Genomic DNA, 16008 nt, shown 5'->3' on the forward strand with positions numbered 1-16008 from the left:
TCACTCCTATGTGGGTCGCTCAGCGGTACGGCTGGTGCTGCATTCCACCAAGGCGAAGGAAGAGATCAAGCTTCGGCCCTCTCGCATCGCTTCAATCGACAAAGCCCAAACGGTTTCCCACGACCCCGAATTTTTATTGGCATAGCCCCCTGGGGTTGGCCGCCCCTTTCCTACTAGCGAGCATCAAAAGGGGGAATTACACCCCCAGCCCCGCCTTCTGAAGTACCCACCAAAAAAGGGAGGTCAGCGCGTCCGGCCGCAGCAGCGGCGCGGCGAAGCACCTCTATCAACAAAGAGACACCAAATGTCTGAGACCCTGAGCGTCAGCGCAACGTTAACGGCAACCGATGGCATCTCTCCGGTAGTCGCCGGAGTCATGAAAAACATCGAAGCACTCAGAACCAAGGCGAAGAGCCTCAACAATGATTTTTCCAAAGTCGGCAGATCGATCGCCCGGTCGATGGACGGAGTGACTCGAGCCAACAGATCGGCTGCCGACCAAATGCGGGGCCTCAGCAACGTCGCCGAACGCGCGGCAGCGTCCTACCGAAGTTCATGGGCAAAGGCTGATCAGGACCGAGAGAAGTCAGCGCGCCGCATGTACGCCGCGATGATGAGCGAAGAGCGCCAGTATCAAGCTCTCGTCGCGAAGCGAAGCTCAGCCGGCACATCCCCCGCGCGGGGAGGTGGCACCAGCGTCGGCAAGATTGCGGGAGGCACCTTCTTAGGCGTCGGTGCGGCATCGGCAGTGCGCCAGCTAAGCAGCAGCGTGGTATCGGCAGAGCGAAACTTCGGACGTGGTATCGCGTCGGCCTTTCGGGAGCGGCTCAGGGTTGCAAAAGCCGAGACATCGGCAGAGACGTTTGCAGACCTGTCCAGCGACGAAATCCGCCGTCTTCGAAAGAGCGCCCTAGATCATCTCGGCATCAAGTTCGGGACAGGCATCGAAGGAACGCTCAGCGTTGCGACTGAGTTGAGCAAGGCCGGCATCGGCAAGCAAGTCCTGGGCGAGGCTACAGAGCTTGCGCTCAAAGCCAAAACTGCAATGGACATTTCCGCGAAGGACACCGCAGAGCTATTTGGCGGACTCGCTTCCTTCATTGCATTTGATAAGGCTCGTTACGCCTCGATCTCAAACTCAATCGCGATAGCCAACAAAGACACGAAGGCGTCCGGCACCGACATTGTTGAAGGTGTGAAGCGAGGTCTCTCTGCGATCGCGACGACTGGAGGGAAACTAACCCCGGAGCAACTGGCCGGACTCGTCGGTACCGCAATCGACGTCGGTATCCAGCCCGGCAAGTCTGGAAATTTCGTCTCGCATTTTGTCGGTGGTGTTGCATCCGCGGACACAGCGCATGGTCAGCGAGCGAAAGATATGCAGGAAGCCGCTCATTATCTCGGTTTCGGCGGGCGCTATGGAATGGCGCAATCCATGCGGAGCAAGCCGATGGAGTCGATCTACAAGATCTTCGACAACCTCGCCAAGCTGCCGGAGAAGCTGCGCATCCGTGTGGCGAAAGACCTTGGCGGCGAGCAGTGGTTCGATGAAATTCTCTCGATGGTCCTCGCCAAGGACAAATTGAAGCAGGTTGAACGAGATATCGAGACCGACAAAGGATTCCTCGACAAGGCCGCGCTCAAGTCGATCATGTCCATGTCCGGCGCTGCTGCCAGTGTCATGGCCGCAGCGAAACTGGCACAAGAGAAGATCGGCGGCGGATTGGATAAGGCGTTCACGCAAATTGCCGATGCAATCCTGAGACACGCTGACTCGTTCAACTGGGACTCGATCAAGGATCACTTCGAAGCGCTGACAGACGGAATAATCCAAGGCTTCGGCTTGAAGGATTGGGGACAGGCGGTCGATTGGCTGGCATCTCAGTTCAGCCCTGGCACGATCGAGACGTGGAAGTCCTGGGGCCGTGGCTTTGCTGCTGGCATCAAAGCCTGGGGCGAAAGCCTCTTGTCGGTCTTCAACGTCGTCAAGTTCCTGACAGGCGGCAACAATCCTGAAGGTGCCGGTAGACTTGCCGCCAATCTAACGGCACTCGCAGCGTCGCTCGTCGTCGTCAATCCGCTGATCTTGCTGATTGCCGGAGCAATGGCGCTGCTGAACAGTCCGTTCGCCCTTTTCATCGCTTCGGTAATTGCCTTGAAAAGGGCGCTCGACTGGGTCGCGGATAAAATGTTCTCCGCGTTCGTCTCCGTCGTCGATGCGATCAAGAACGTTGCACTATCCATGATCAACCGGGTTCGCGGCTGGATCGGCCTCTCTCCTATCGGTGGAGAAGGCACGGGGGGCGGACATGGCGCTTCCGGTCCATGGGAAGATGGCTCAGTCCAGAAGCAATCATTCCTCGGTCCATCGAATGGCGCTACGGCGTCCTTCCAAAAAGCGTCGTATTCAAGCGTCATCACCAATCGAAAGAGCATCCCGTCGTTCACCGGGCGGTACTCTGTCGACGACCTGACCGAGCAGATGAGGAAGATCGGCGCAACCGTTGAGCGTGCATCGTTCATCAGTTCCACGATGGGCGGCTTCTCGCGGCTCGGCACCGGCTCTGGCGGCGGCGGCGTCATCGCCGGCGTTCCGTCAGTGAGATCGTCTGCCGGTGGCGGAGCCTACAGTCTGTTCGGTAGCACGCCGGGCGGTGCTCTGCCTGACTTCGCGGCTGGTCGCAGCGGCAGCGTCATCCGTCGTGGCACCGACAGAGTAGGCGATGTCAGCATACCTCACGGCGGTGTTGGTGACATGAGTACCGGCCATGGCCTCAGCGGCAATGCCTTCTTAGCGGCTCGCCGTGAACGGTTCGCAAGGGAACTTCAATCAAACCCCGCGCTGAAAAAGCAGTTGGCTGCTGTGATCGACCTGGAAAATCCGGGAGCTGGTACGGCGGTTGCAGAAAGCTTGATGAACCGGATGGACATGAACGGCGGCTCAATCGCTGGTGGCCTTGGTTTCAACAATCGCGGGCGGAGCTTCTATGGTCCCGTTCGGAAGGGCCTAGACATCGGTCGATTGAGAGAGCTGGAACGCGATCCCAAGCGCATGGCTGCTCGCATGCGGCAGATCGACGAAGCCCTCGCTGGTAGCAACTACATCAGGGGGCACACCGACCAAGGTAGTGCCGGCGATCCGAACTACATCGCTGGCGGTACTGGTGTAAACATCAACCGCGAGCGGTTCAACGATTGGGGTGGCGGCAAATGGGGCAAGCTCCGTGGCCACGCCGCTTCTCGTGCGTTTCGTGAGTGGCTGATGAATAGCGCCGCAAGCTCGGGGAACGCCATCAGCAAGGTGCCGTCGCCTGCGGAAGCCATCAAGAACGTTCCTCCGCCTCCGGCGATGAGCGCTCCGATACGAGGCGACTTCGGACCCGGTGCCGGTGGTGGTGCAACCATCCACATCCACGGCCAGCAAGACCCGAACACGGTCGCCACGCTCGTCCAGCGACGTATCGACGAATCGATGAACTGGCGCGCTCACGACAGCGAGTCCGAATACACTTGATCAGAAGGGTGGCCGCGCGCGGCCGCCTTTCACAACTGCGGCATTTGCGCGGATGCAAATGGCTATGCAAATAGTGTGAACCTATCGTCGACAATCATTTCAGTTGAACGTCAAAGAGACAGAGAAGATGTCGACGAAAAGTTCATCGAAATTGCAGAGCGCTATTTCTGTTGAAAACGTTGGTCCAACCACGCCGTTGAGACTCCAGGTCGCCGCGAGGTTGGCCTTCCCTGATGGTTCACTAGGAGTCCCTGGCCTTCGTAACGAGATCGCCAAGGGACGCCTCAGGTGTGAGAAGATCGCAAACAAGCTCTACACCACCCTAGAAGCTATCGAGGAGATGCGGAGCTTGTGTCGTGTTAAATCGCCGCCGGAGACCTGGAGGCAGGAGCGGTCACTTGCCACTGAGCAGCAATTGCAAGCTGCGCAGGATAGCCTTCAAAGGTTAGTCCAAATGAAGCTTGATAGTCTTCGGGCCAAGAAAAAGCAGCCATTGGCTAAGCGCAAGAATGTCGAGAGAGGTTAGCGATCGGCAGATGCGACTTGCAGTAGCCTCCTGGTCGCTCCGATCGCGGAGGCTGGCGATGCACATTTTCGGGATGCGCTCGAAGGAAGCCTCGTCCCGCGCGCTCTACAAGGATCCGCGCGGAGTGTACGCCGACCGTAAAAACGGTGAATTGCCCACCAAATGATGTCATGCTTGCCCTCAACCAAGGAGGGAGCTGATGGCCAAGGAAATATGGGAGCTTGAGGAGCGCGAGCCCACACAGCGCGAGCTGCTCTTTGCAGAACACCGCCAGCGGTTCGACGAGAATCTGAAGCGCGTCGACGACATGATTCTGACCGTCCTAAAGGCGCAGATTGTAGTCGAGCGGTCGATGACCGCTTTGCTCGATGTCTACGGGAGGGATCCGAAGCACTTCTTCTTCACCAAGGAAAAAATCAAGGAATGCAAGAAGATTGATCCGCCGGAAGTCGATCAGCCGATTTGGGACTTACTATCGAAGTGCTCCTACGTGCGAAACGAACTTGCTCATTCCCTCAATGATGAGGAGATCAAAAGACTGAGCGAGGACGTGCGCGAAGCCTATATTGCCGTCAACGAGACTGAGCGGGAAAAGCAGGCCGTCCGGGACATGACCCATACACAGGTCGTGATGGGCGCCATCTATCATTGCGGCATGTTCATCATGTTGGCCACAGACGCCAAGGAGGCGGCTGACAAACAGGCTAAGTCCTCATCCTCACATTCTCACGCACAGCCGGCAGCTCCGCCGCAGTGAAGCGGTGGCCATCGATCTTCCGGCACTTCTCTGGCAGATATTCTAGGGCCAGCAATGCCAGCTCGATCGTGCGCGGAAGCGGCGCCTCAGATTTTTCCCACGTGATGATGGTCTGCCGGGACTTCACGCCAAGCGCTTCCCGCAGCGTGTCCTGGGTGAACCGGTTGCATTTGCGCCAGTGAGGAAGCTCAGTGCCTAGCATTGTTAGGCTCCACGGTGGTGACGGTCTCTTCGACGGCTACGTTGCCGCTCCACCAATTCAGCTTCATCTTGCGGGTGCGTACGACCAGGCGATGTAGGCCCTTCGCCATGGCACCTTTCACGAGGTCCAATTTCTGGACGTCTAATTTCTGGACAGTTCCGGCTTCGTTACTCATTGAGCCTCTCAAAAGCGTTTGGAAAACAAAGTGCGGCAGTATGAGAATAGGACGACATGGTTAAAAAATCGCTAAGCGCGGGCCTATTTCTTCCTTTGAGAAATTCGCGCTGGCTTGCGACGAGATAGATACGAGGCTGCGATCTCGCCCGCGATCAGCAGGACAAGCGCACCGAAAGTGTAGGGGTCATGGACGGTGAAAATAATCGCAGCCCAGCCAATGGTCTTCATAGGACAATCCCCACGTGCCAAGGCCTTCGCCAAGGCGAGTTACGTGTTGGGATCACCCCTGCGCAATCGAGGCCCATTGCGCGTGGTGCACAGCGTGCGCACCAGGAAGATCATTAGAGAGCCGGCGGCGTGCCGGTAGTCATTGTTGGGATCGCTAGTCCCTATTCTCCCCGTATTACGATCCAGGGTTTGAGCAATCGTCGCCACCGGGCTGTGGGTCTGACTATGCTCTGATGCGAATTTCCGTATCCGACCAATTCATGGCGGATTCGCGGCGCCTCACGAGACGCTATGAAGAACGCTTTTTTGGAACGGGACGCGGGATAGCTTGGATCACCCGCGCCATAGCCGGTACAGTCACATCTCCATAGTCCTCGCCGGCTGTTCGCGGCGCGTGCCCCTGGATCGCATCGACGATGCGATGATCTAGCCCGAGGTTTCGGGCGATAGTTTTGAGACGGTGCCGCCAGCCATGGTTTGGTTGCACACGCTTGTCGGTCACGACCGTTCGAACAAAATCCAAGACGCGCTTGTAGGCGCCCTTAGCAAAGAGGGGGCCCTCATCAGACTCCTCGACGAAGCGTAGCAAGCCGAGGCCGATGAGGTGCTCATGCACAGGTACTAGCCTATACGAACCTGACTTGATGCTGCCGGCGTCGGGATTGAAGTCAAACACATGATGTTTGGAGTGCTTACGGATATCCTCTTTGCGAAGCTGGAGTGCCTCAGCAATGCGGCAGCCGGTGTAGCACGCGATGAGTGGCGCCCATTTTTTTGCGGCGGCGGTCCTGGCATCCTCTTTCGGCTTCCGCTCGTATTCGAGGCAAGCACCGACAATCGCTTCTGCTTCTTCGTCCGTGAAGCCTTTTGAGCGAGTGCGGATTTTCTTTTCAGATTTGACCTTGATTGCATCAGCTGGATTCTTTGACAGTTTCTGATTGTCCACGCCCCAGCCGAACACTGACCTGATCCCCGGCAAGTCACCGTCCTTCAACGTCTTGGCGGAAACCGTCTTTAGGCGGCAATCTTTGAACGCGATCATGTCTGTGTCAGTCACGCGGCGGGCATCGTCGTGTCCTAGGAACTTCACCAAGCGGTCTATGGCGCCTTTGTAGGCGTCGTGCGTGCTCTTGCTGCGCCCGGTAGCTTTGGCCTCTGCCCACCACAGATCAAACAAGCCAGTGATCGTCTGCTTGGGTTTGATTGTTGCGACCGTTTCGATTGCTGGGAAACGTTGCGCTTTTGGGTCCGGGCTATAGTCGCCTTCCGAATTGCGGCGCAGTTGCCATCCAGCGTCCAAGGACGCCGTGCCGACAAGCTGTAGGAAGCGCCGCCGCTCTGCCGATGCAAGTTTGATGCGATGGCGGATCAGCACCCAGTCGGCAAGCAAACCGAAGCGGTCCTCCAGGCTGTCGTATTGTCCCGCCGGAAGCGCGTTCACAGCCGCAGTCAGATCGCCGGTCCCGAACAGCTCGATTGCGTTGGACGTTTCGTTTGGCGCGAGCGCGGCCGGCGGCGGGTTCTTGATGCGTCCTTCAAGCGCTGCTCTGTGAAGTGCCTTGTGGTAGGCCCAGGCAGAAGGCTCTCCGGGATTGTCTCCATGGATCTCGTTGTAGAGCCGGTAGGTCTCGCCGCTGAGAGCGACCAGCTCCCTGTATGAAAGATGGATCGGCTCAGCTTCCGTTAGTTCGAAGAGTCTCTTGAGGTGGTCCAACGCATTCGCCTGCCGGGCCTCAGCGATGATGCGATCGTTCGTTTCAAGGCTGAACGCAATGTCGTCAGCGATCTTCGTCACCTTGATGCACGGAAGATCGTGGCGATTCGACAGGTTGAGCAGAATACGCCTACCGCGGAGCTGGTTGACGACCTTTGCAGGAACTCGAATTCGGAATTGGGGGACGTTGGAGCGGGCGCGTTTAGCCATAGAAGTCTTCAAGGAAACCATGGGTCTGTGTGGCACTTTCGTGTGGCACTCAGGACCGAATTTCCAAGAAAATCAATGCATCCAATGGGATGGATGGTGCTGCCAGACAGGATTGAACTGTCGACCTCTCCCTTACCAAGGGAGTGCTCTACCACTGAGCTACGGCAGCAAATGCTGGCACAGAATCGGGCCGCGACTGGGCCCGCCAAGCGGGGCGATGGATGCCACAAGGCCCCCTCATGTGCAAGCTTGCCGGCCCTGCCAAATCGAGAAAATCAGCGCCGTTGCCGACCGGAGATGACCATTTTGCCCCGAAATGACCGATTTTGGACGATTTTGGTCCCAGTGATGTCCCCCAGCCAATTGGCCAGTTGGCTGTGCGGTTGGATTCGGCCCATTTTGAAGTTCGCACGATCGGATCGCGCGGGCCTCTTGAGCTGTCGTATTCCTTGGGCATGCTAAACCGCGACGCGACCCTTTCTTGACGAGCCCGGATGATGATCGACGAGACCGATAAAGCCGCAGCACGCGGCCAGGACGGGCGACAGGACCGGCTGAAATCCGCCCTGCGCGAAAACCTGAAGCGGCGGAAGGTGCAGGCGCGCGAACGCGCCGCAATGGCCGAGCCCTCGCACAACGACGATGAGTCCCTAAATGAGGGGCCCGCCGGCAAGGCCGACGACTAACATTTTGGAGTGCACGACAGTGGCCATGGGGCAGGACGAACAGCAACGAACCGATCGCGACGCGCTGATGTCGCGGTTCACCCGCCCCGAACAGACCTTTCCGGCGCTGACGCCGGCCGAGATCGAACGCATCAGGCATTTCGGCGAGGTCCGCCGCTATGCCGACGGCGAGTTCCTGTTCGAGACCGGCAAGCCGGGACCCGGCATGTTCGTCGTGCTGAAGGGCCATGTCGCCATCACCCAGCGCGATGGTCTTGGCCATGTCACCCCGGTGATCGACCAGGGGCCGGGGCAATTTTTGGCCGAGCTCAGCCAGCTCTCGGGACAGCCGGCGCTGGTCGACGGCCGCGCCGAGGGCGATGTCGAGACGCTGCTGCTGCCGCCGGAGCGGCTGCGCGCGCTGCTGGTCGCCGAAGCCGAGCTTGGCGAGCGCATCATGCGCGCGTTGATCCTGCGCCGGGTCAATCTGATCCAGGGCGGCATCGGCGGTCCCGTGCTGATAGGTCCGTCGCATTCGGCGGGCGTGGTGCGCCTGCAGGGCTTTCTCACCCGCAACGGCCAGCCGCATCATCTGCTCGATCCCGAAAATGATCGCGATGCGGCCGAATTGATCGCGCGCTATTCGCCCAAGCCGGAAGACTGGCCGCTGGTCGTCGCGGCAAGCGGCGCGGTGCTGCGCAACCCCAATGAGACCGAGCTTGCGCGCGCCATCGGCATGATCGGCGGGGCGAAGGGTGATCGCATCTACGACGTTGCTGTCGTCGGCTGCGGACCGGCCGGGCTCGCTACCGCCGTGTATGCGGCGTCCGAAGGGCTGTCCGTCGCCGTGCTCGACACCCGCGCCTTCGGCGGCCAGGCCGGCGCCAGCGCGCGCATCGAAAACTATCTGGGCTTTCCGACCGGCATTTCCGGCCAGGCGCTGACCGCGCGCGCCTTCACCCAGGCTCAGAAGTTCGGCGCCGACATCATGATCCCTGTGACGGTGAAGTCGCTCGACTGCACCCGCAAGGACGGCGCATTTTCGGTGGCACTCGACGGCGCCGATCCCTTGCGGTCACGCGCGGTGGTGGTCGCGAGCGGGGCGCGTTATCGCCGGCCGGAGATCGACAACCTCGACAAGTTCGAGGGGCGCGGCGTCTGGTACTGGGCCTCGCCGGTCGAGGCGCGGCTCTGCGCCGGCGAGGAGGTGGCGCTGGTCGGCGCCGGCAATTCGGCAGGCCAGGCCGCCGTGTTCCTGTCGGGTCACGCGAAGAAAGTCTTGATGATCATCCGCGGCGGTGGCCTGGGCGCCAGCATGTCGCGCTATCTCATCGAGCGCATCGAAGCGACGCCGAACATCGAATTGATGTTCAACACCGAGATCACGGCGCTCGAAGGCGATGAGGCCGCGCTGCTGCGGCGGATCCGCTGGAAGAGCCGCTTGTCGAGCGACGAGGATTCTGCCGACATCCGCAATCTCTTTTTGTTCGTCGGCGCCGATCCCGCGACCTCCTGGCTCGACGGCTGTGGCGTCACGCTCGATCGCGGCGGCTTCGTCGTGACAGGCGCGCAATCCGAGCAGAACCAGGGCAAGCTGGTGGCGCCGCTCGAGACCTCGGTGCCCGGCGTCTACGCCGTCGGTGACGTCCGCTCCGGCTCGGTCAAGCGCGTCGGCGGCGCCATCGGCGAAGGCGCGCAGGTCGTGGCCTCCCTGCACGGCTATCTCGGCGACGCCGCAAAACCGGCGCTTTAGGCAAGGACAAGACAAGGGAATGGCAAGCCGAATGTGGCTTGCCATCGCGCCGCTTGGTGCAGACTATCCCCTCGTCGCGAGGCGTATCGCCCGTGGAACGAACAAAAGATTCATTGGGAGGACTAAATGGCTGAAATCGTCGTGCTCTACAAAACGCCCAAGGATGCTGCTGCCTTCGATAAGTACTATGCCGAGACGCACATTCCACTCGCCAAGAAACTTCCCGGCCTGAAGAAATACGCCGTCAGCAAGGGACCGGTCAGCTCCCCCACTGGGCCTTCCGGAATCCATCTCGTCGCCATTCTCACCTTTGACAGCGTAGACGACATCCAGGCCGCATTCGGCAGCCCGGAAGGCAAGGCGACCGGCGCTGACGTGCCGAAATTCGCCAGTGGCGGTGCCGACCTGCTGATCTTCGACACCAAGGAAGTGTGAGCCGCGTCGCATCGGCCCGCCGATCGCGGGCCGATGTTGCAACGATCGATTGAAAGCTCGTAGGCCGGATGGAGCGAAGCGTAATCCGGGACAGCAGCATCTACAAGCGAGATCCCCGGATTTCGCTGCGGCTCCATCTGGGCTACAAACTGCCGTCGTTCGTGACAGCGCTGCAGAAAATTCAGCCATGCGTTTGTCAATTCGCACGATGACGCATGGCTGCGCGCACTGTGGGACACCAACGCAGGTGACAATCCCATGAGCACCGTCATACTACTCTGATCGTCTCAATGCGGAGAGTAGGAGAGCTGCCATGGTGCTTGGATTGAGCCTGCCCGCGCTTACGCTGATCCATGTCATCATCAGCCTGATCGCCATCGCCACCGGCCTCGTCGTGATGTTCGGCCTGCTCGGCTCGAAGTCGATGCCGGGCCTCACCGCGATCTTCCTGCTGTTCACGATCCTCACCAGCGCAACCGGCTTCCTGTTTCCCCTCAAAGAGCTGCTGCCCTCGCACATCATCGGCATCATCTCGCTGGTGCTGCTGGCGATCGCCTGCATCGCGCTCTACGGCATGAAGCTCCAAGGCGTCTGGCGTCCGGTCTACATCGTGACCGCGATGATCTCGCTCTACTTCAACGTCTTCGTGCTGGTGATCCAGTCGTTCCTGAAGGTGCCGGCGCTCGCCGCGCTTGCACCCGCCGTGCCGCCGGCGCCGCCGTCGGGTCCGGTGTTCGCCGTGGTGCAGGGCATCGTGCTGGTGTTCTTCGTGCTGCTCACTATCGGCGCCTGGCGCCGCTTCAGGCCGATGGCGTTTGCCTGATCACACGATTCTCAACGTTCCCAGTTGACGCGATGCATCGCATTCGGGGTCTCGCGCAACTATCTGCGGATCATCGGCGCGCTTGTTCGCGCGTCGTGCAGATGATTTCACCGAAAGAGAGCAATCCATGCCCACCATCACAACCAAAGACGGCGTCGAGATCTTCTACAAGGATTGGGGCTCGGGCCAGCCGATCGTGTTCAGCCATGGCTGGCCGCTCTCGGCCGACGACTGGGACGCGCAGATGTTGTTCTTCGTCACGCACGGCTACCGGGTCATCGCCCATGACCGCCGCGGCCACGGTCGCTCGACGCAGGTCGCCGACGGCCACGACATGGATCACTACGCCGACGACCTTGCCGCGCTCACCGCGCATCTCGACCTCAAGAACGCCATCCATGTCGGCCACTCCACCGGCGGCGGCGAGGTCGTGCACTACATCGCGCGTCACGGCGAGAGCCGCGTCGCGAAGGCGGCGATCCTGTCCGCCGTGCCGCCGCTGATGGTGCAGACCCCTGCCAATCCCGGCGGCCTGCCGAAGAGCGTGTTCGACGGTCTCCAGGCGCAACTCGCCGCCAGCCGTACGCAATTCTATCGCGACCTCCCCGCGGGTCCTTTCTATGGCTACAACCGTCCCGGCGCCAAGCCGTCGGAGGCGGTGATCCAGAACTGGTGGCGCCAGGGCATGATGGGCGGCGCGAAAGCGCATTACGACGGCATCGTCGCGTTCTCGCAGACCGACTTCAGCGAGGATTTGAAGAAGATCACGGTGCCGGTCCTGGTGATGCACGGCGATGACGATCAGATCGTGCCTTACGCCGATTCCGCACCGCTGTCGGCCAAGCTGCTGAAGAAGGGCATCCTGAAAACCTACAAGGGCTTCCCGCACGGCATGCCGACCACGCACGCCGAGACCATCAACGCGGACCTCCTGGCGTTCTTCAAGGAGTGAGCTTCACGATTACCCTCTCCCCTTGCGGGAGAGGGTGGCATAGGCGGCCTTCGGCCGCTGTCCTTAGAACGCCGATGCTTCGCATCGGCTATGGCGCGGCGGCGAGACGGGTGCGGGGTTGCGTCGCCCGGGAGGGGTATCCGCGGAACGTGCTGGAGATGGAGGATATCAATAGCCTCAAGTGTACGGGACAGTTAGCTTGCCGCGGAAATTTCGGCGCCCGCGCGCGTTGAGTCCTGTCCGCCCTGAAGGAGAAGCGCCGGCGATGTGTCCCCAACTCAAGCTGATCGCACTCGATGCTGACGATCTCGCGGTGATCTCGACCCATGTTCAGGACGCCCGTGTCCAGGCCTCCGACATCATCTGGCGGCAGAGCGAGAAACGGCTTGTCATCGGCATGAGCCGGCTGGACTGGGAGCAGACGCTGGAAGGCGCGGCCGAGCCGCGCCGGCTGGTCGCCGCGCTCCGCTTCGACCGCGTGCTTGCCTGCAAATCGCGCAACATCGACCTCGCCGCGCCGGACGAGATCCTGGACCTCATCGGCATCGAGTTTCACCCCCAGGATGGCCGCAGCGAGGAGCCGGGTGGCAGCGCCCTGCTTTTGTTCGCCCAGGGCGGCGCCATCCGCCTCGACGTCGAATGCCTGGAATGCGAGCTGACCGACCTCGGGGCGGACGCGCTGGGAACGGGACCGGGGATCGCGGGGGAGGGGTGAGGTGGCATGCCAAGGCCGCGCATTCCGCTGTCGTCCTGGCGAAAGCCAGGACCCATCACCCTAAGGCTTCGTTGTTGAAACGAGATGTGGCCCAATTGCGCCTGCACCCATCCGCTGGTGGTAATGGGCCCTGGCCGTCGCTGGGACGGCGCTGGAGAGGAACGGCCGGGCCCAAGGGTTGACGCCGCTTCCCGGCCGCGCCATTGAGCAGGGGGTCGGGTGAGCCAATCCGCCCCAAAAGACCAGCCAGAAGCCAAGCCAATATGCCCGTTCGTCTCGACCGCAGCAGCGCCGATTTTGACCAGCGATTCGCGGCCTTCCTCGCCGCCAAGCGCGAGGTCTCGGCCGACGTCGAGGCCGCCGCGCGCGCGATCGTCGACGATGTTGCCAAGCGGGGCGATGCGGCCCTGCTCGAGGCCACCGCAAAGTTCGACCGGCTGACGCTGGATGCATCGGGGCTGCGCGTCACCGCCGCCGAGATCGAAGCCGCGACAAAGGCCTGCGATGCCGCGACGCTGGACGCGCTGAAGCTCGCGCGCGACCGCATCGAGACCTATCACAGCCGCCAGCTCCCGACGGACGAGCGTTTCACCGACCCGCTCGGCGTCGAGCTCGGCTGGCGCTACACCGCGATCGAATCCGCCGGCCTCTACGTGCCCGGCGGCACCGCGGCCTATCCGTCCTCGGTGTTGATGAATGCGGTGCCCGCGAAGGTCGCCGGCGTTGCGCGTCTCGTCATGGTGGTGCCCTCGCCCGACGGCAAGCTCAATCCGCTGGTGCTGGCGGCGGCTTCGCTCGGCGGCGTCACCGAGATCTACCGGGTCGGCGGCGCCCAGGCCGTGGCCGCGCTCGCGCACGGCACCGCGACGATCGCGCCGGTCGCCAAGATCGTCGGCCCCGGCAACGCCTATGTCGCTGCCGCCAAGCGGCTGGTGTTCGGCAAGGTCGGCATCGACATGATCGCCGGTCCCTCCGAGGTGCTGGTGATCGCCGACGACACCGGCAATGCCGACTGGATCGCCGCGGACCTGCTGGCGCAGGCCGAGCACGATGCCAGCGCGCAATCGATCCTGATCACCGATTCCGCGCGGCTTGCCGCCGACGTCGAGAAGGCGGTCGCGGCGCAGCTGAAGACGCTGCCGCGCGCCGCGATCGCAGGCAGCTCGTGGGCCGATTTCGGCGCCATCATCACGGTGAAGGATCTTGCTGACGCCATCCCGCTCGCGGACGCGATCGCGGCCGAACATCTCGAGATCATGACAGTTGATCCCGATGCGCTCGCCGCGAAGATCCGCAACGCCGGTGCGGTGTTCCTGGGGGCGCATACGCCGGAGGCGATCGGCGACTATGTCGGTGGCTCCAACCACGTGCTGCCGACTGCGCGTTCGGCGCGATTCTCCTCAGGGCTGTCGGTGCACGACTTCATGAAGCGCACCTCGATCCTGAAATGCGGCCCGGATCAGCTGCGTGCGCTGGGCCCGGCCGCGATGACGCTCGGACAGGCGGAGGGGCTGGACGCCCATTCGCGCTCGATTGGATTGCGCCTCAATCTGTCATGACAAAGCCGCCCGAACAGGACGACTCCAACAATCGCATCGTCGGCGTCACGCTCGACGAGGACTCGATCGGCCGTTCCGGGCCTGACATCGAGCACGAGCGCGCGATCGCGATCTACGACCTGATCGAGCAGAATTTGTTCGCGCCCGACGGTGCCGACGGGCAGGGACCGTTCACGCTGCATATCGGCATCACCGGCAACCGGTTGATGTTCGACATCCGCCGCGAGGACGGCACGCCTGTCGTCGCGCATCTGTTGTCGCTGACGCCGTTCCGGCGGATCGTGAAGGACTATTTCATGATCTGCGACAGCTACTATCAGGCGATCCGGACCGCGACGCCGGACAAGATCGAGGCCATCGACATGGGCCGCCGCGGCATCCACGACGAGGGATCGCGCACGCTCCAGGAGCGGCTGAAGGGCAAGGTGCGGGTCGACTTCGAGACCTCGCGCCGGCTGTTCACGCTCATTACCGTCCTGCATTGGAAAGGATAAAAGCGGATGGCTGCGCCCCCACGCGCACGCGATCCGCAATCGGTGCTATTCGCCTGCGCGATGAACAGCGTGCGCTCGCCGATGGCTGAGAGCCTGTTGCAGCACATGTTTCCGCAGGGCCTCTACGTGAGGTCGGCGGGCACCAGGAAGGGCGACCTCGATCCGTTTGCGGTGTCCGTGATGGCCGAGCTCGGCCAGGACATCTCCGCCCACAGGCCGCAGACCTTCGAGGAGCTGGAGGACTGGGAGGGACTGAACTTCGACCTCATCATCACGCTGTCGCCGGAGGCGCACCACAGGGCGCTGGAGCTGACCCGCACGCTCGCCGCCGACGTCGAATACTGGCCGACGCAGGATCCCACCACCATCGAAGGCAGCCGTGACCAGAAGCTCGCTGCCTATCGCGAGGTCTGCGATCAGCTCTTGATGCGCATCCGCCGGCGATTCGCGAAGGCGGGTGCGGCGAGCGGGTAGCATGCGGCGACCGTAACACCCGCGTCACAGAGCGCAGGCACACGCGTGTTGGCAACTTCGAATCAGCAAACCTCCGGTTCCCGGGTTGTGAAACCGGCCCCCTTCCGATAGGTTCCGCGCGCAATTCACTCCTGCTTCATCCCCCAAATCACCTGATGCTCGGCCGCCCCAAATTCGTACTTGCCTCCGGTTCGCCGCGACGCCTGTCGCTGCTCAACCAGGCCGGCATCGAGCCGGATGCACTCCGGCCGGCCGACGTCGACGAGACGCCGAAGCGAGGCGAGCTGCCGCGCGCCTGCGCCAACCGCCTGGCCCGGGCCAAGGCCGATGCGGCGCTGAAATCGGTGCAGCTGGATGACGAGCTGCGCGGCGCCTTCATCCTCTCTGCCGACACCGTGGTGGCGGTCGGCCGCCGCATCCTGCCCAAGGCCAACCTCGTCGACGAAGCCGCGCAGTGCCTGCGGCTGCTGTCGGGCCGCAACCACCGGGTCTACACCGCGATCTGCCTCGTGACGCCGCGCGAGGCCTTCCGCCAGCGCCTGGTCGAGACCCGCGTCCGCTTCAAGCGCCTGTCGGAAGACGACATCCAGGCCTATATCGGCTCCGGCGAATGGCGCGGCAAAGCCGGTGGCTATGCTGTGCAGGGCATCGCCGGCTCGTTCGTGGTCAAGATGGTCGGCTCCTACACCAATGTGGTCGGCCTGCCGCTGTACGAGACCACGGCCCTGCTCGGCGGCGAGGGCTTTCCGACCCGCTTCGGCTGGCTCAACGCCATCGCGGTGTGAGCCTGACAGCGCCGCCGACAAAAAA

Annotated in this window: 16 protein-coding genes and 1 tRNA gene; 13 read left to right on the forward strand and 4 right to left on the reverse strand. The window is 61.9% G+C overall.

Annotated features, from left to right (window positions below; all coding sequences use genetic code 11):
• Positions 1–304 precede the first annotated feature (304 nt).
• The 3 genes from LRP30_RS02980 (at position 305) to LRP30_RS02990 (ending at position 4797) form a co-directional block, all read left to right on the forward strand.
• Complete coding sequence (locus tag LRP30_RS02980) at positions 305–3514, forward strand: phage tail tape measure protein (RefSeq protein WP_249759304.1); 3210 nt, start codon at positions 305–307, stop codon at positions 3512–3514.
• Between the two features lie 127 nt (positions 3515–3641).
• Positions 3642–4040, forward strand: coding sequence for a hypothetical protein (locus tag LRP30_RS02985; protein ID WP_249759305.1), 399 nt, complete (start codon positions 3642–3644; stop codon positions 4038–4040).
• A 199-nt stretch (positions 4041–4239) separates the two neighbouring features.
• Complete coding sequence (locus tag LRP30_RS02990; RefSeq protein WP_249759306.1) at positions 4240–4797, forward strand: hypothetical protein; 558 nt, start codon at positions 4240–4242, stop codon at positions 4795–4797.
• Between the two features lie 188 nt (positions 4798–4985).
• Here the strand turns inward: LRP30_RS02990 and LRP30_RS02995 are convergent, their stop codons facing one another.
• From LRP30_RS02995 to LRP30_RS03010, 4 genes are all read right to left on the reverse strand, one after another.
• Positions 4986–5174 carry a hypothetical protein gene (locus tag LRP30_RS02995; protein ID WP_249759307.1) on the reverse strand — a complete coding sequence of 63 codons (189 nt, stop codon included), beginning with the start codon at positions 5172–5174 and terminating at the stop codon, positions 4986–4988.
• 83 nt (positions 5175–5257) lie between these two features.
• Complete coding sequence (locus LRP30_RS03000; RefSeq protein WP_249759308.1) at positions 5258–5404, reverse strand: hypothetical protein; 147 nt, start codon at positions 5402–5404, stop codon at positions 5258–5260.
• Between the two features lie 289 nt (positions 5405–5693).
• Positions 5694–7328: a site-specific integrase gene (locus LRP30_RS03005; protein WP_249759309.1), complete on the reverse strand. Its 1635-nt coding sequence runs from the start codon at positions 7326–7328 to the stop codon at positions 5694–5696.
• A 94-nt stretch (positions 7329–7422) separates the two neighbouring features.
• A tRNA-Thr gene (locus LRP30_RS03010) sits at positions 7423–7497 on the reverse strand.
• A 328-nt stretch (positions 7498–7825) separates the two neighbouring features.
• On the opposite strand from LRP30_RS03010, the gene LRP30_RS03015 reads away from it, so the two are divergent.
• The 10 genes from LRP30_RS03015 to LRP30_RS03060 all read left to right on the forward strand — a co-directional run bounded on the left by LRP30_RS03015 (position 7826) and on the right by LRP30_RS03060 (position 15983).
• Positions 7826–8014: a hypothetical protein gene (locus tag LRP30_RS03015; protein WP_249761686.1), complete on the forward strand. Its 189-nt coding sequence runs from the start codon at positions 7826–7828 to the stop codon at positions 8012–8014.
• A gap of 25 nt (positions 8015–8039) precedes the next feature.
• On the forward strand, positions 8040–9746 hold the full coding sequence (locus LRP30_RS03020; RefSeq protein ID WP_164935226.1) for an FAD-dependent oxidoreductase: 1707 nt from the start codon (positions 8040–8042) through the stop codon (positions 9744–9746).
• Between the two features lie 126 nt (positions 9747–9872).
• On the forward strand, positions 9873–10181 hold the full coding sequence (locus tag LRP30_RS03025; protein WP_249759310.1) for an EthD family reductase: 309 nt from the start codon (positions 9873–9875) through the stop codon (positions 10179–10181).
• 313 nt (positions 10182–10494) lie between these two features.
• A complete protein-coding gene (locus LRP30_RS03030; RefSeq protein WP_128942884.1) occupies positions 10495–11004 on the forward strand; it encodes a hypothetical protein in 510 nt (169 codons plus the stop codon).
• Between the two features lie 127 nt (positions 11005–11131).
• Positions 11132–11956: an alpha/beta hydrolase gene (locus LRP30_RS03035; RefSeq protein ID WP_249759311.1), complete on the forward strand. Its 825-nt coding sequence runs from the start codon at positions 11132–11134 to the stop codon at positions 11954–11956.
• Positions 11957–12221: 265 nt separating this feature from the next.
• Positions 12222–12671, forward strand: a complete 450-nt coding sequence (locus LRP30_RS03040; RefSeq protein WP_128947210.1) for a DUF2948 family protein — start codon at positions 12222–12224, stop codon at positions 12669–12671.
• Between the two features lie 263 nt (positions 12672–12934).
• Positions 12935–14230, forward strand: a complete 1296-nt coding sequence (gene hisD, locus LRP30_RS03045; RefSeq protein ID WP_249759312.1) for a histidinol dehydrogenase — start codon at positions 12935–12937, stop codon at positions 14228–14230.
• Positions 14227–14724, forward strand: a complete 498-nt coding sequence (locus LRP30_RS03050; RefSeq protein WP_091895172.1) for a UPF0262 family protein — start codon at positions 14227–14229, stop codon at positions 14722–14724. Before hisD ends, LRP30_RS03050 begins: the two co-directional genes overlap by 4 nt.
• A gap of 6 nt (positions 14725–14730) precedes the next feature.
• Positions 14731–15198 (forward strand): low molecular weight phosphatase family protein, encoded by a 468-nt coding sequence (locus tag LRP30_RS03055; protein WP_128942888.1) that lies wholly within the window; start codon positions 14731–14733, stop codon positions 15196–15198.
• Positions 15199–15353: 155 nt separating this feature from the next.
• A complete protein-coding gene (locus LRP30_RS03060; protein WP_128931120.1) occupies positions 15354–15983 on the forward strand; it encodes a Maf-like protein in 630 nt (209 codons plus the stop codon).
• The last annotated feature ends 25 nt before the right edge of the window (positions 15984–16008 follow it).

Source organism: Bradyrhizobium sp. C-145 (assembly GCF_023375135.1).
GTDB lineage: Bacteria > Pseudomonadota > Alphaproteobacteria > Rhizobiales > Xanthobacteraceae > Bradyrhizobium > Bradyrhizobium zhanjiangense.

Bases quoted from the DNA above. Each gene is read 5' to 3' on its own strand.
- LRP30_RS03030 (WP_128942884.1), top strand. From the start codon at position 10,495: ATGGTGCTTGGATTGAGCCTGCCCGCGCTTACGCTGATCCATGTCATC.
- hisD (WP_249759312.1), top strand. From the start codon at position 12,935: ATGCCCGTTCGTCTCGACCGCAGCAGCGCCGATTTTGACCAGCGATTC.
- LRP30_RS02980 (WP_249759304.1), top strand. From the start codon at position 305: ATGTCTGAGACCCTGAGCGTCAGCGCAACGTTAACGGCAACCGATGGC.
- LRP30_RS03035 (WP_249759311.1), top strand. From the start codon at position 11,132: ATGCCCACCATCACAACCAAAGACGGCGTCGAGATCTTCTACAAGGAT.
- LRP30_RS03000 (WP_249759308.1), bottom strand. From the start codon at position 5,404: ATGAAGACCATTGGCTGGGCTGCGATTATTTTCACCGTCCATGACCCC.
- LRP30_RS03020 (WP_164935226.1), top strand. From the start codon at position 8,040: ATGGGGCAGGACGAACAGCAACGAACCGATCGCGACGCGCTGATGTCG.
- LRP30_RS03040 (WP_128947210.1), top strand. From the start codon at position 12,222: ATGTGTCCCCAACTCAAGCTGATCGCACTCGATGCTGACGATCTCGCG.
- LRP30_RS02990 (WP_249759306.1), top strand. From the start codon at position 4,240: ATGGCCAAGGAAATATGGGAGCTTGAGGAGCGCGAGCCCACACAGCGC.
- LRP30_RS03005 (WP_249759309.1), bottom strand. From the start codon at position 7,328: ATGGCTAAACGCGCCCGCTCCAACGTCCCCCAATTCCGAATTCGAGTT.
- LRP30_RS03025 (WP_249759310.1), top strand. From the start codon at position 9,873: ATGGCTGAAATCGTCGTGCTCTACAAAACGCCCAAGGATGCTGCTGCC.
- LRP30_RS02995 (WP_249759307.1), bottom strand. From the start codon at position 5,174: ATGAGTAACGAAGCCGGAACTGTCCAGAAATTAGACGTCCAGAAATTG.
- LRP30_RS03015 (WP_249761686.1), top strand. From the start codon at position 7,826: ATGATCGACGAGACCGATAAAGCCGCAGCACGCGGCCAGGACGGGCGA.
- LRP30_RS02985 (WP_249759305.1), top strand. From the start codon at position 3,642: ATGTCGACGAAAAGTTCATCGAAATTGCAGAGCGCTATTTCTGTTGAA.
- LRP30_RS03050 (WP_091895172.1), top strand. From the start codon at position 14,227: ATGACAAAGCCGCCCGAACAGGACGACTCCAACAATCGCATCGTCGGC.
- LRP30_RS03055 (WP_128942888.1), top strand. From the start codon at position 14,731: ATGGCTGCGCCCCCACGCGCACGCGATCCGCAATCGGTGCTATTCGCC.
- LRP30_RS03060 (WP_128931120.1), top strand. From the start codon at position 15,354: ATGCTCGGCCGCCCCAAATTCGTACTTGCCTCCGGTTCGCCGCGACGC.